General features: G+C 38.1%; 10 protein-coding genes. 1 reads left to right on the top strand and 9 read right to left on the bottom strand.

All coding sequences use genetic code 11. The features are described from left to right. Window positions 1-10 precede the first annotated feature (10 nt). From ODZ84_RS00070 to ODZ84_RS00055, 4 genes are all read right to left on the bottom strand, one after another. Window positions 11-1471 carry a DUF3945 domain-containing protein gene (locus ODZ84_RS00070; RefSeq protein ID WP_266174897.1) on the bottom strand — a complete coding sequence of 487 codons (1461 nt, stop codon included), beginning with the start codon at window positions 1469-1471 and terminating at the stop codon, window positions 11-13. Between the two features lie 98 nt (window positions 1472-1569). Continuing rightward, entirely contained in the window at window positions 1570-1851 is a 282-nt protein-coding gene (locus tag ODZ84_RS00065; RefSeq protein WP_266174896.1) for a helix-turn-helix domain-containing protein, read from the bottom strand. 884 nt (window positions 1852-2735) lie between these two features. Beyond that, the gene (locus tag ODZ84_RS00060; RefSeq protein ID WP_266177432.1) at window positions 2736-3581 is read right to left on the bottom strand and encodes an IS3 family transposase; all 846 of its coding nucleotides are present in this window, start codon (window positions 3579-3581) and stop codon (window positions 2736-2738) included. Between the two features lie 21 nt (window positions 3582-3602). Beyond that, complete coding sequence (locus ODZ84_RS00055; RefSeq protein WP_266174894.1) at window positions 3603-3755, bottom strand: transposase; 153 nt, start codon at window positions 3753-3755, stop codon at window positions 3603-3605. Window positions 3756-3905: 150 nt separating this feature from the next. On the opposite strand from ODZ84_RS00055, the gene ODZ84_RS23540 reads away from it, so the two are divergent. Continuing rightward, window positions 3906-4133: a DUF6876 family protein gene (locus tag ODZ84_RS23540; protein ID WP_408612366.1), complete on the top strand. Its 228-nt coding sequence runs from the start codon at window positions 3906-3908 to the stop codon at window positions 4131-4133. 249 nt (window positions 4134-4382) lie between these two features. Here ODZ84_RS23540 and ODZ84_RS00050 read toward each other — a convergent pair whose 3' ends face one another. The 5 genes from ODZ84_RS00050 to ODZ84_RS00030 all read right to left on the bottom strand — a co-directional run bounded on the left by ODZ84_RS00050 (window position 4383) and on the right by ODZ84_RS00030 (window position 14577). Continuing rightward, window positions 4383-5216: an IS5 family transposase gene (locus ODZ84_RS00050; RefSeq protein WP_266174892.1), complete on the bottom strand. Its 834-nt coding sequence runs from the start codon at window positions 5214-5216 to the stop codon at window positions 4383-4385. A gap of 420 nt (window positions 5217-5636) precedes the next feature. Continuing rightward, the gene (locus tag ODZ84_RS00045; protein ID WP_266174890.1) at window positions 5637-6074 is read right to left on the bottom strand and encodes a hypothetical protein; all 438 of its coding nucleotides are present in this window, start codon (window positions 6072-6074) and stop codon (window positions 5637-5639) included. Continuing rightward, entirely contained in the window at window positions 6074-9559 is a 3486-nt protein-coding gene (locus ODZ84_RS00040; protein ID WP_266174889.1) for a DUF6443 domain-containing protein, read from the bottom strand. The genes ODZ84_RS00045 and ODZ84_RS00040 overlap by 1 nt, the downstream gene beginning before the upstream one ends. Before the next feature lie 5 nt (window positions 9560-9564). After that, complete coding sequence (locus tag ODZ84_RS00035) at window positions 9565-13002, bottom strand: hypothetical protein (RefSeq protein ID WP_266174888.1); 3438 nt, start codon at window positions 13000-13002, stop codon at window positions 9565-9567. A gap of 12 nt (window positions 13003-13014) precedes the next feature. Beyond that, complete coding sequence (locus ODZ84_RS00030) at window positions 13015-14577, bottom strand: T9SS type A sorting domain-containing protein (protein ID WP_266174886.1); 1563 nt, start codon at window positions 14575-14577, stop codon at window positions 13015-13017. Window positions 14578-14728 lie beyond the last annotated feature (151 nt).

The following is a 14728-nucleotide window of genomic DNA, read 5'->3' as shown; positions in this document are numbered from 1 at the left end:
TTGATTTTAATTATAGCTTACGTCCTTTAGTTCGTGCAGGTTTCTTTTGTTGTTCTGCTTCCTGCTGCTTGCTGTCAGGTTGCTGTTGTTTGGAAGTCAGCGGCTCTTTGATATTCTTGGTCGCTTCATTCATCTTACCGTCGGTATTGACCGCTTTCTGGGTTTTATGATCCTCAGAAGTTTGGGCTTTTTCCTTAAGCTTGTTGGGATTGGTGAAAGAAAAATCGGTCTTGGAGGTTTCTTTGTTGAAAGTAATGTAACCCTGATATTCTTTTCCTTTACTGTCTGTAAGACCATCAATGTAGAGGGTTTGTCCTGCTTTAAATTTTTCATATTGTTTGTCGTCGAGTTCCTTACCTCTGAAAACCCGTGGCGCTTCACCGTCCGTATTTTGGCTTTGCTGATGCGTTGTTTTTTGCGCCTGATTGTATTGCTGCTTTTGATCGTTATTGAACATAAATTCAACATACCGCTTATCCGCATTGAACTGGACGGTCGCATCAAACAAATCGCCTTTGGTGGAGGTCATCCCTTCAAGATATAAAGGCTTTCCTTCGAGCAAGGTCTGTTTTTGATGGTCATCGAGTTTTATCCCCTTAATTTCATCGGGGACTTTCATGTACTCTGCCCGGTAAGCAACCAGTTCGTTGGTAAGCCTGTCACGGCTGATCACCGATGGAATAATTTCATCGGTTTTGGGATTGACCAGATCCACTACCCTACCCATATTCCCGCTCTCTCTGAGATTCTTTTGATCTTCATCACTGAACTCGTGACCCAGGAATTTCAGGTTATAGTTGGGTTCCCTGCGGATGGCATGGAGCTGGACAGAGACCCCATCCGTATCTGAGGGCTGCAGCGAAAGGCGCACGTCCATTTTGCTGACAGCACTCCCGAGCTGGATAGTAACAGGAACTAATGTATTAGTCTTGAATCCTCTGAGCAAAGGATCTAAAGCATTGAGCTTTTCAAGTTTCTCCTTGCTGAGACCAAGTTTTTCCATGGTCTTCCAGTCGATCTGTTCTGTTGAGTAACGGTATTCTGTTTCGGCGTTGGGTGTGTTTTCCATTGTATTCTGATTTTTTATTGTATTGTTTTCTTTTGGTACTGCTTCGTGGTCCTTTAGTTTCTCTTTTTCTTCAGATGATGCCTGGTCGGCATCGTGTTGGAGACTTTTTTCGGTATCGGTTGCATCGTACTCCGAAACCTTGAAAAAGTGGAAACGCGAAGGATTTTTAAGCTGCCGGTAAAAATTGGAGAAGAAGTTGGAGAACACATCACCGTGTTTATCCACTCTAATTAAAGGTTCATTGTCTTTCCTGTTTTCAGGAGAATGCTTTTTCAGCATACCGTTTTTATCTACTTCTTTAACCATCTCAATCGTATTGGTATCTTTATCCAAAACCAACAGCGTATCTGATGCAGGTTGGATCTCATCCTTTGAATCTTGATCCTGAACGTTTTCTTCCATTTCTAAAAGTTTAATGGTTTGAAATTAAATTTAAGGGCTTTATATTTTTAGAATATGGTACGGACTCAACCCATTTGGCTGATGCTGTCTTTCTTAGGTCAGGATTTTAAGGATTCCCTGATAAGCTGATGGACATCGGATAGCTTGTAATACAGCTTTCCGCTAATGGTATAATAAGGCAATTTTTTATTGGTACGATAGCGCTGTAGGGATCTTGAGCTTATTTTAAGTAACTGCAGGACATCCTGATTGTCGAGCAGTTGCTCGCCATCTACTTCAATAAATCTTGATTGGTTGTTTATTACCTGCTCTTTCAGAATGTCGAATCGTTCCATGATCCGTTCCATCCAGACTATAAATTCTGTTCTTTCAATATTCATAACGGTGATTTTTGATGTTAATAGGTTTGAACAGTTGATCAACTTTATTGAGGTAAAATTGAGTAATAGACATCACATAAAATCACTACCTTTTCGTAGTACCGAAAAGATATATTAGAATTAGATAAGAAAAAATTAAGACAAAATTGAAAATTCCGCTGCATCAATTAAAGTATACCATCTTGGGTATCCTAGGATTTAACAAGTTGGGAATTCTATTGTATTTAATAATCAGGATGCGACAGAATCTCTTTAAACATTATATAATTGTTCGTGTTATATAAAATTTAAGAGCCGTCCAACGGTAAAATATTGTAGAAAAAATGCAGTACAATCTCACTTGTTTCAGGAATTAATTCTTAGAAAACTCACAATGGACATTTTATTTATCCTGCATCGGGTCCTGATAAAAGGAAAATAAAGTTGGAGTAAATAAAACTTTACATCTCCCCGGTCCTGTGAAGTTCACGAGAATAGGTCTGAATATGGAAAAAAGAGCAGGTTAAATATCAACGATAATTAGATTTTTGTTACCACTATGCCCATTGAGTATTACCATCAAAAAAAAATATTATTGATAATTAATTAGAAAAAGAGATGAAATTTGAGAATTCTACCAATGAAAAAATATGATAGTATTAACTGTTTATTTTCTTTAAAATAAATACATTGTGACCAAATCACCGATCATATTATTCTAATTCCTAATAGAATGGTCATTTTGAGATTATTTAAAAGTTTAATTTCAGTCAACTTCATGTCCAAAATCTTTGTGCCATTTCTGAATTGTAGTACGGCTAATTCCATATTTAATCGCCGTAAATTTTTTAGATAAATTGTGTTTTTTTTGTTATTGGATATGCAAATAAAAATTCCAGTATCAGTTAAGCTACATTTTGATAGGTTTTGTTTTGATTGTTAAATTCTTCTATTGTTTGGTAATTCAGGGTGCTGTGACGTCTTTTTTTATTGTACCAGACTTCGATGTATTCGAAGATTTCCAGTTTCATCTTTTCTTTTGTAATAAGCTTGTTTCCATAGATGAGTTCTGTTTTTAGCGATTTGAAAAAGCTCTCAGCTACCGCATTATCCCAGCAATTTCCTTTGCGACTCATACTTCTTGTTACTTCATAAAATTTCAAAGTATTTGTAAATTTCCTGCTCGCATATTGAATGCCCCGGTCAGAATGGAAAATTAATACATCTGCTATTTTCCTATTTCCAACAGCCATTTTCCAAGCTGCAAGGCTTGTTTCTTCGGTGCTCATCCCATTACTCAAACTCCATCCGATTATTTTTCGGTCATATAAATCAATGACTGTTGTGAGGTATAAAAATCCTTCCTTGGTCTGAATATAAGTAATGTCTGAAACCCAAGCCTGCACAGGTTTCTCTGCAATGAAATTCCGGTTCAACAGGTTTTCTACTACCAAATAATTGTGTTTTGAATTGGTTGTCACTTTAAATTTCTTACTTAGCTTACTTCTCAAACCCAGCTCCTTCATATATTTTGCAACAGTGATTCGGGATATTTTATATCCTAATGAATTTAATTCAAACCTAATTCTGGGGCTTCCATAGCGTTGTTTTGATGAAAAATAAATTGAAGTTATCTGCTCTTTTATTTTTTCTTTCAAAAGCAATTTCTTGCTAAAGGACCTGTTTTTCCATTTATAATAACCACTGGAACTCAATTTTAAAACATGACACATCTTTTCAATCGGGAATATGGATTCATTATTATTATAAATTCATATTTCATCGACCGCTCTTGGAGAAGATGCCAGTAGTGTAACTGCAATTCCGAGTTCTCGTGCGAGTTCTGAGATATTAGTTCGCTCATTGCTCAGTTGAACGGCTTTGGTTTTAAAAGCTGGATCATAAATTTTTCGCTCTTTTTTCATACGTTAAAATTAAGGTTTTATGCTTAACTTTTACTGGACGCTAAGTTAGTATATCCAGTTTATTTGTGTTCGGTATACCAGTGCCTCTTGACAATAGACATAGCTCCACGCTTTTTTTGCCGTGTAATTAAAAACTTACCTAGAAATAGCATGAAATCAAAATTACGCAAGAGAACTTCTGCCAATGATTTATACAATCATTATACGGTTCGGGAAAACCTTATTAAGTACCAAAATGGTTTTTATTTAACAGAAGGTATTAATGACATAGCACTTTATGAAAATTGTTTCTGGCTCATTGATATTATATGCCATTATAAAATAAATTTTGATATCGAATTTTGGAAATTTTCGCGAGAAAATAATACCTACAAATAAACTTGATTCTAAATTTGTAGAATTACAGAATCTAGAATCAGATTTTTACTTTGATGATCTAACAATTATAAAAAAGGAAAAATTGCTGTGCCTACCAATTGAAGATTCTATTTATTAATTTACAAGTCACAGTATAGTGATAAAATAAGAATTACGATTACTAGGCGGATAGGGATATATCTTAATTATTATTTCATAAAAAAAACAAAAAACTATATAATCATTAATCTTATCTTGTTTTAATTGAAGTCATTTAAACTTTTTTGTGTTATAAAACTTTCTTAGTGCAATGACCATAAATGCTAAATAATTAAAAGATTTCCAACTAGATACTGTAGTATCAAACCTATTGAGCAATGATCTAAAGCTGTCTAGCCAAGCATTTGTTCTTTCTATAGCATATCTTTGATGGTATAAAAGCTCATCAAAATAAATTTCGTCCGTATCTGAGCCATTACGCTTATTGAGAGCAATATTAGCCATGATATCTTTATTTTCACAATGCTTTCTGAAGTTTTGAGCATCAAACCCTGCATCAGCATTCATAAATAATCCCTGTACAGCAATATCTGCCTTTTCTAATGTTTGAGTGATTTGATCAAAATAGATTTCAATATGATACAGATCATTATGATTTCCTGCAATAGGGTCTGACATTGCTAAAGGAAGTCCTTGCCTGTCTGTAAAATAAAGCGAAGTACTGGTCTTTCTCTTTTTTCGCCCCTGATAAGCGACCTCTTCTCCTCCCCGTAATGCCGATGTATGACTCCCGTCTAAGTCTGCACTGGATAAATCTAATTTCGATTTATTTTTTGATAATAGCTTTATCCAGCAATTTTGCCAAATATTCTTTACACACCATTTACGAAAATGATAGAAAACACTTTGATAGCTCAAAACATTCTCTTCAAAAAGACTTTTTACAGGTAAATAAGCCCATTGAACACCTGTTTTCAGTTTGTATAATATGCAATTTACTATTTCAGCCAGAGGGGCTTTGGGAAAAAATCCTCGTTTGGGCTTGGGAAGATTTGGTACTATTTCATTTTCTATTATATCTTTGTCTAGTACTTGGTACAACATCGGCTTGATTTGTTTTATGTTTCGCAACACAAAAATAAACAAGCCGTTTTTTATATTAAAAGTTTAAATGACTTCATTAAATAAACTTTCCAGTTTTCATAAGAATTATAATTATTAAATTTAGTTTTTAAAACATAATGTAGTTTTTAGGATGTATGATATAAAAATTACTTCCTAATGAAGTTGATAAATCCACTTTATGCATCACTATTTCATGACTAGAGAGACGTTTAAAGAGTCTAGAAGGCTTTGTAGCAGTGAAAGAGTCAATCAACCGCTATTATCCTGATATATTTCAGAATTTAAAAACAATCCTAGTAAAATGGCTAGGATTGTTTTTGACATCTTAAGGGTAGAAATCTGTGAGATTAGGTCAGGTCAGAATATAAATCTACAATATTAAGTTCAGGTTACGTTAACTTATTTTACGATCTCTCCATTGAGTTTGAATTTTATAAAAAATGTATTCTCGCGAATATTGATTGTCTTTGTAACCCCTTCTTCTGTGCCCAACTTTTTTAGTACTTCTTCACCTTTCTCCGCATATGAAAAATATTCGTCGCAATAAAAATAAAGAGGTATTAGTTTTCCTTGTATAAACGTAGATCTATTACTATGCTTTACCCAAAAATTTTCTGAAGAATTGGAGAGATTATTTAAATATATGGTGTAGATATCTGTATTTTCTTTATCCAAAACTATGTAGGTTTGATTATTATCTCCTCTTTTTTGGAGCTCTTTATTAAGAATCTCATTCACGGAGGAAGGTAAAAAATATATTATATCTGAATTTGATTTCTGCGAGTAACAATTCAGTAAGCAAAAATTTAATAATAGTATTAATAGAATATTTTTCATTATGGAGTTTTTTGTTTATCTATAAAATTTTTTAGAGCTTCCTGCCCTATATTGTTATTATTAGTAGTTCCAATATTATTTGTTTGTATACCATTTGGCATAACCTTATGTATTGTATTTCCGGCTGCTTGAGTTCCAGTATAAGAATCAACTGCATATATAGGAATATTAAAACTATTAGATGTAGATTTATCCAGATCAGATGTTCCGGGGTTATTTACTAGCCTAGGATCTTGCGCAGTGTTATGTGTATGTACTTGCGCAATTGGAAGTAATTTTGTGCCATCAAAAGTTTGTTTTACTGTTGCTCCTGATATATTATCCATAAGAGATTTTATAGATATTGTAGTTTTTCCATCTATACCGTCCGGACCCCTGACAGAAGTTACTTGTGCTGTAGGAATATCACCTCTTGTAACTTCTATACCAATCCAAGCCTGCCTTTCCTTCGTTTGGTCAGCTATGGTTTCGGTATTGGCATTATTAATATCTGAATTGATCTGAGTATTATTTACTGTTACTATAGAACTGCTTTTTATTAATGCAGCTGTAGCATCTGGTGACGTTGAACCTCCCTTTTCAGAAGTAATGTTACTCCAATCGCTCTTATATATTACTCTAGTATTAGTAGTTGATGCTCCATCACTTCCCAAATATTTTCCAGTGGAAGCATCTATATAATCATCTGGCGGAATTGCAAATCGTCCGTCAGGATCAATAAATCTGATAGGATTATTAAACGCATAATTGTAAAGAGTCCATCTTCTATCTTTCTCTGCCAAGGGATCAACAACACCCCATCTTCCCAAATCCGGCATATAGAATCTCGCTCCATAATCACTCCAACCTGTTGCCTCCTGCAGTTCCTTTCCGTTATAACCATATTTATAAGCAGGGTTTCCGGCCAAAGCATTATATCCCTGGTGCTTTAATCCAAAAGGATAATAGTTACTTTCTTCTATGACTTCAAGTCCGGCGCTGCTGTTCATATAGCTTAGTCTTACATTTCCCAGGTGATCTGTATAGTTGTAAATATACTTATTATTTTCAAAATTATAATATCCTTCCGAGGTAGGAACAAATTTTATCAATGGATCGGAATTGGTAGAAATCACTTCATATTGGAAACCATCCAGATATTCTGTGATTTTTTGTTTATACACAGCATTTTCACTGTATTTATAAACCTTCATGAGTTTTGTTCCGTCTGCTCTATAGGTATAATTCAGGTTAACATTCTGCCAGACTCCTCTTGTGAAGTAAAGCTGGTCAAACTTTATATAACGGGGAAGGCTGAGTATATTATAGCTAATCTGCAATATCCCTTTGTCTTTATGATCGATCATATTACCGTTAAGATCATATGCAATGGTATTTCCTGATGCATCCGGATATCCGTTGTAATTGGTGGAGGCATCCGTAACAGTTTTTAACCTGTTTCCCTCGTTAACATACGTAAGATCATCAATATAGAGAGTTGTAGGATTTCCCGTAGAAGCATCCGAAGATCTTTTGAGTCTTTCAATATTTCCGTTGAGATCGTAATCCAGTTTTTCAAAAAATTCTTTTCCCGAAGGATTGTTGTCTCTTTGGTAAAAACCGGCTACCATCCTGTTTAGTTTATCATAGACATAGCCGTACCTTCTGGTATAATCATTGGAAGCGGTGGCGGTTTTCCAGTCTACTTCTGCAATATTACCGTTGTATCTAGGCTTTACTTTCAGCTCCATAAAATCATTATTCGGGTTTTCCATCCCTTCTACCTGGTTGTATTTGATTTTATATCCGAACAGATCACTTCCTAAATTCGCAGGATCATTAATTCCGGTCATCCATCCCCTGATGTTGTACTGGTAATCGATTGTCTGGAGCGGAGAACCCGGATTGATGCCTCCTACTTTCTTCTGTTCCAGCTGGGAGAGTTCGTTGTATTTATTCTGGGACAGAATTTCTTCAGTATTGTTATCTACTTTATGTTTGTGGACCAGGGGCCTGTTCTGATGATCATACGTGAAATTTTCGGTGATCACCTTTTCCGTATCGGTATTTAATCTTTTGTGCCGTGTGATGCTCTGCTCTGTGAGACCCGCAAAATTAAGCTTCATATCGATATGGGTAGATCCTCCTAAATGATTGACGGAACGGCTGCCTATCAGGCGTCCTTTCGGATCGTACAGCATAAAATTCCGGGTCCAGTCATCGTTTTCTATATTTTTAACATAGGAAGCGAGCAACAGCCCTTTTACATTTCCGCTCTGGCTGTTAATGATCACCTTCTGATTAAGGATGGTATCGGGAAGATCATTGGGAAAATACGGATCTCTCGGGAAGGTATCGTAATAATTGATCGTTAAAATCTTAATATTCGAGGTAGGGTACGCTGCATTATTATAATTAAGCGATGCCACGGTTGCATCCGGAGAAGAGCCGCCGCGGAATTCGTTATTGCTGCCTTTGGTTTCCACATTTGCCTGCTCCGCTGCTCTTCCCTGGGGACCATAGGTCTGTGTTCCGGTATACATTCCGGTGTAGACGGGTCTTCCGAACGCATCATATTTTGTAAACAGCCACTGGCTGGCTTTCCCCAGCTCGGCATCCTGAGTCATGACCAACCGGTCCTGTTTATCGTATACCATATATTCCCAGCCTTTTCCCGGAAGCTTTTTCCCTGCCAGCCTGTTTCGGCCGTCATAGCTGTACTGGTAGCATAAATCATCCAGCGTCAACTGGCTGATATTGAGTGGTACCGCTTTCGGAGGGATTACCGCGGCAAGCTGGTCATATTCATTATAGAGGTAGTACGTGTCGGCATTCTGAGTATCACTCAGGGCTTTTCTGACAAGAATCACCTGCCCTTTTGTATTTTTAAATTCTGTGGTGGCGTTACCGTCTTCATCCGTTACTGTAGTTTTGTACAGCTGGTTGGCTCCGTAATCTACCGGCGCGGCTATGGATGAATTGGTAGCTCCATAAGACCAGGTGGTGGTAACCCCATATTTTTTAACCTCGGTACCGGTATTCGTGCCGTATTCAAATTTTACGGGTTTATCGTTCCATGCTGTTCCCGGCTGTTTCTGTTCCAGAACCCGGTCCAGAGGAGAGCTTTCCAGCAGCTTCTCACTGTAGATTTTTTCATTTCCGTAAGGTGTACCTGTGAGGTTGGATAGAGGATTAGGGTAAATCGCTCCATTCTGGGTGCCTCCCTGGGGAACCGGGAGATATTCGCTGGCCACTCTTCCGAAGGCATCATAGACGATATGCGATACCACATCCCGGCCCTGCGGAGTTGCCTGTACACTGACAGTCTGCTTGGGTCTTCCCAACCCGTCGAAATACTGAACGCTCACCGCCTTTTTCGCCGCCTGTCCTGCAGGATAATCGATGTAAGTGGTGGACTGGACATAATTCTCATTCGTACTTGCCTGCGCATGCAGGAGACCAGAAGAAGAGGATAGTATAATAATGGGTAGTATGATTTTTTTCAAGATGATTAGTTTTTGTAATGGTAATTAAATTCTTTAACCGTTTTGTACGACACTGCATTATTGGCATCGGTTTCTTTCTGCCTGATTGCTTTCAGACGGTTTGCTGAATCATAATCGTAATATTCCTGTACTCCGGAGGGCTGCGTGATGGTTCTCACGCCAATCAGCGGATCATACGTATAGGTAGTCACCGGAATACTCAGGTTGATAAGTCCTGCTCTCAAGTTATCCAATTTTGACAGTAAGGCTGTCTCGTCTCCGCCTGACGGGGACTGTGCATCGGTATCAGAAGCCCATACCGCTTCAGCAAGCGGTGTGGATACGGCCTGTTCCAGTTCTTCATAGGTAATTCCTTCTATCTTGGCTATAGGCTGTGTGGAATTATATCCCCAGACGATCGATACAGAAACTCCGTCCTTGGTTTTATACTGTTTTAAATTACCGTAAGCATCATACTTCTCATACATTACTTCGGTGTAAGAATTACCGGTCTGTACATCTGAGGATACTACGGAACTCGGAAATAAAGAGTTGAGAAGATTATACTGTGTTTCTACTTTCGATACTACCTGCCCGTTCTTCCTGGATTCTGTTTCCAGCGGAATTCCCAGCATATTGGCATCAATGAGTCTTTGATTGGCTTTTTCCTTTGCATATTTATATCCTGACACATACGTATCTCCGCCCTGGACACTTTGTGTAACGCCCACCGGATAGTCTTCAGGATTGTAAGTGGTATTGGTAGTGGTTACCACGGAACTCTGAACCCCGTTTTTATAGAAATAAGATTTCTGCTGCTTCTGGGTGGGTAAAGTCACCCCGAATTTTTCAAAATTCTTATAAGGAGTGGTTAATGCAACGCCAAGTTGCAATTGGTTAACCATAGCCTGATAACTGCTGAATCCATAATATTCACCGATCATATTTTTTTCAAAATTATCTCTTAATTTAACCCCGTCATTCTTTTCAAATTCAGCACTTGTATATTCTGTACTGGTTTCCGACAGAATTTGTCCTGCATTATTATAGATTTTTTCAGAGACAGACTGTCCTCTAAGATAATCCAGATTGGGAATAGGAACCACAGGCAGAGTGGCTGATAAATATCCTTCATTAGGAAAATCCAAAGGAGACCTGAACGTATGAACTGTTTTTCCTTTACTGTTATTATCCTTATCCAGCTGCTCTACGGTTACATATTTGTATCCAACATCCGATCCCTGGGTTTTCTGCACGGGTAGGATATTATAATCAGTGGTTACTTTGAAATTAGCGCTGTAATTTATGGTAGCGCCGTTAAGCTTATTTCTGTAGGAGTAAGAATCAACAAAACTGGTTACGGGCTCGGGGAATACCAGAGCGCCGCTGCTCCGCTGAGCATCATTAATATTTTGATAATTATAAGCATAGGTTTTCGAAGGTATTCCTGATGCCGGATTCTCATAATAAGTAATTGTATTGATTCTTAACCCTCCACCTGAACGGATTTTTTCATTCACAAAAACATCTTCTGAAGTGGATGCTTCAAAGAAATCTAAGGTATCATCAGGATTTGAAGGATAGTAACTGCCTTTTAATGCAGCGTAATAAACACCGGGTTCAAAATATTTCTGTTTGGTTAATTCAGTCTGAATGACTCCATCAGCACCTAAGCCTAAAACAGGACAAGCCGGAGGTTGAGGTTTGTTACAGGTTTGATTGCCCATACCAATATGCTCCACTTCCGTAAATGTATTGTCGGCATTTTTTTTATAAATGTAAAAATCCCACCCAAAATTAATTAAATTACCAAATGTGTAATGCAGATTAACAGTTTGAGCCGTATTCACCGTAAAAAATTCTTTTTTAACCGTATTGCTGAACTGTCCGAAATTTACATTGAAATTATAGCCCTGGGTCCTCCAATAGCCTTCAACCTGAGACATTCCTGTTGCATTATAATAATGACTATACGTATTGAGTCCGAAATCAAAAACTGTTTTTCCTTGGGTAGGATACGTTAATGACTGTAGAACATCGGCTTTGTAAGCATCATTCAAGCCTGTATAATATCCCCATCTGTCCTTTTGAAAAACTCCGGAAGGCGCAGAATAATCAAGAATATATTCCTGGTTTTGGGTATTAGGAGCCGTTTTGGTGACTTTGGTCAGCATCATTTTCTGTAAGGTCTTCATAGCTCCGTTTTCAGGCTGAAAATTGGTGTTTGAGTACCCGTAATCCAAAACATATTTATCGGTATACTGCTGGGCATTCTGGCCGACATAATTGCTCTGTACAGATTTCAGTTTATAAAGTTCTGAAGGTTCCGTATAGTTAGAATCCTGTCTCCCTTTTTCATAGTTCAGATAGATCGTTCCTTTTCCTCTCACCTCAATACTGGTCAGTAGTTTGGTAATTGAAGTATTAAAAACATATTGGGTTTCACTGGCTCCCGGCATGCTTCCGTCAGGATTTTGCAGAACTCCGTTGGCGGTCTGTGAGTTATTGGTATAGTATACATCGCTTGCCAGTCGCTTTGTGGTCGTTGGCGTTTCTTCAAATTTTACCGTTGAATCGGTTCCGTAATTGAAGGTCGCAAGAAGAATTCCATTCTGATCTTTAATCGTTGTTAAGTTATATCCCGCCCAATAATTGCTGATTTCCGTGCTTGGATTTGGATTTCCGATCCCTGTGGTAAGGCCGGTCTTAACACTATTAATTGTTTTCTGGGATTTTTCCATTCCCTCAAAAGTATACCGGATTCCTTTATCATCCACTACCGTAAAACTGGTAATCTCGTTGGGAACAGTATTATTAATAATGATCTTTAAATTATTTTTATCCAGCTTTTCAGCCTTATATTTTCCATTATCATCTTTTACAATATAAAATCTGCCGGATTGTCCCATGAAATTATACTGGTACAGATCATATTCTGTATCATACATTCCCATCGCTGCATTAAAACTATAATCATTCAGATCGATAGTCTGATCCTTCATCAGTTTCGAGGTGGGATTCAGTGCTTCAAAATAAATTCCATACTTGGCTTTCGGTGGGTTCGAAAATGCGATCGTTCTGTTCTTTTCATCAGGGTTTCCTCCTCTCACTGTTCTGGAAATAGTTCCTCCTGCAATAAGACTCCAGCCTAACCCGGTTTCACTTGCTCTGTCATCAGGTTTGGCACTTAACGGGTGATATTTCAGCTGAACACCGACAGAAACTTTGGAATTAGTTGTCGGAATACTCACCAGCGGAATACTGATATCCGGAATTCCCGTGTAATAACTCACCGGAACCTCCTCAAATTTCATCAGATTATTGGAAGTTGGAGCAGAAGCAAACATCTGGTTGATATCTCCAACATAACTTTTAGGATCGTCCCCACCTGCTCCCGCCTGCGCATTGACGGCACCATGTAATGAAGCCAGTAATAAAATTACAGCTATTGTATTTTTCTTCATGAAAATTAGTTTTTACTTTTTAATCAGTTTAGCACTCGCCGTTTTATCCGTATCCGTTTTTATGACCACCAGGTAAGCCCCCTGAATCAAATTCTGTGTATTGATCTTGGTCACCATATTTTTAGTTTTTAAACTCTGCAGCTGTCTTCCTCCCATATCATACACCACAATCTCAGCTTCTGTAAAGTTCATTCCGATTTCCACGTACGCATAATCCGACACCGGATTCGGATAGATTTTTATATCCTGTTTCTCAATGAGCTGATCAATCTGCTTGTCACCCAGCTTTACAATCTTCCAGTTCTCTTTTCCCAATTCCTCGGCGCTGGTTCCTGCCAGGATAATGGAGCCATCCCTATTGAGCTTAATATCAGATAACCGTTCCTCTTTTTTAGAAGACTGACCTTTCACATGCTTTCTCCACTGCTCACTTCCGTTTTCATCCAGATACAGCATCCAAAATTTTTCATCATCGGCCTCTATCCTGCCTTCCGCCTGGGTATAACCACCCAATAAAATCCCTGTCGTCAGGTCTTTATTCTTTTCTCCTTTCTCTTTTTTCTCAATGACACTCATTCCCATCAGCACGTCTCTGTTTTTAAAGTTGTAGGACTTCTGCCATATTTCTTCTCCCCTGTTATTTAAAGAAATCAGCCATAAATCCGTTCCTTCGGTGATCCCGACGGATTTATTTCCCGATCTCTCCGATCTTGATTCACCTCCGATTAAATAGCCCGATGAGGTAAGCGCCAATGTTCTTAAATGATCATCTCCTTTTCCTCCGAAGTTCTTTTCCCATTCCATTTTTCCGTCTTTGGAAAGTTTTATGATCCAGTAATCGCCTTCCCCGAAATTTTCGGTTTTCTTAGAGCCACTGGCGGTACTTCTGGAGTAAATGCCTAACAGAGCCCCGCCGTCTTTTGTCGGAATCATTTTCTCCACTTCATCCAGGCCTTTTCCGCCCAGAATCAGCTGGGAAAGTTCTTTGCCATTTTTATCGAGTCTTACCACCAGAACATCTTTCGATCCGTACCCTTTGGCTGAGTTCTGGATGTTTCCAGATACGAAGAATCCTAAATCGGTGGTCTGGATCACCGCTCTCGCTTCTTCATCAGAAGCGGTGCCGATGGTTTTCTGCCAGAGTTCATCTCCAAACTCATTTAGACGGATCAACCATAAATCCGATCCTCCTTTAGAATCCTCCTTCTTATCCAGTCCTTTATTGCTGTACGAAGTTCCTGCAACTAAAAATCCGCCTTCCTGTGTATTGACCGTCGCGGTCAAAAAATCGTGATTCTGTCCCGAGAAATATTTTTCCCAGACTTCTTCACCCTTTTCGTTTAGTTTGACTAAATGAAAGTCGTAGCCTTTGTTCTGCTTACCCGCCCCGGCCTGAAGTTTACTGCTCTGAATGCTGCTTCCCGAAATTAGGTATTGCCCGTCGATGGTCGTAGTGACCTGGCTCAGGAAATCCTGGGTATTGGATTTGATATCTTTCTGCCAGATTACTTCCTGCGCAGAAAAATGTAGAATAGTGCATAGGAAAAAAAATGCACCTGTATAGAATTTTATCATATTTAGAGTTTACCAGTTAATTAGTTAAAAATTTCTGCAAAAATAGTCTTTTATTTCATCTGAATACTGATTATTAAAAATATTTAATAAAACAAATGCTGTATTTCGTATTCGCTATGCAAAGCTATGACAGCACTACGACAAAACGCGT

This window comes from Chryseobacterium fluminis (genome assembly GCF_026314945.1).
GTDB lineage: Bacteria > Bacteroidota > Bacteroidia > Flavobacteriales > Weeksellaceae > Chryseobacterium > Chryseobacterium fluminis.
This window is presented reverse-complemented; position numbering and strand designations above follow the sequence as displayed.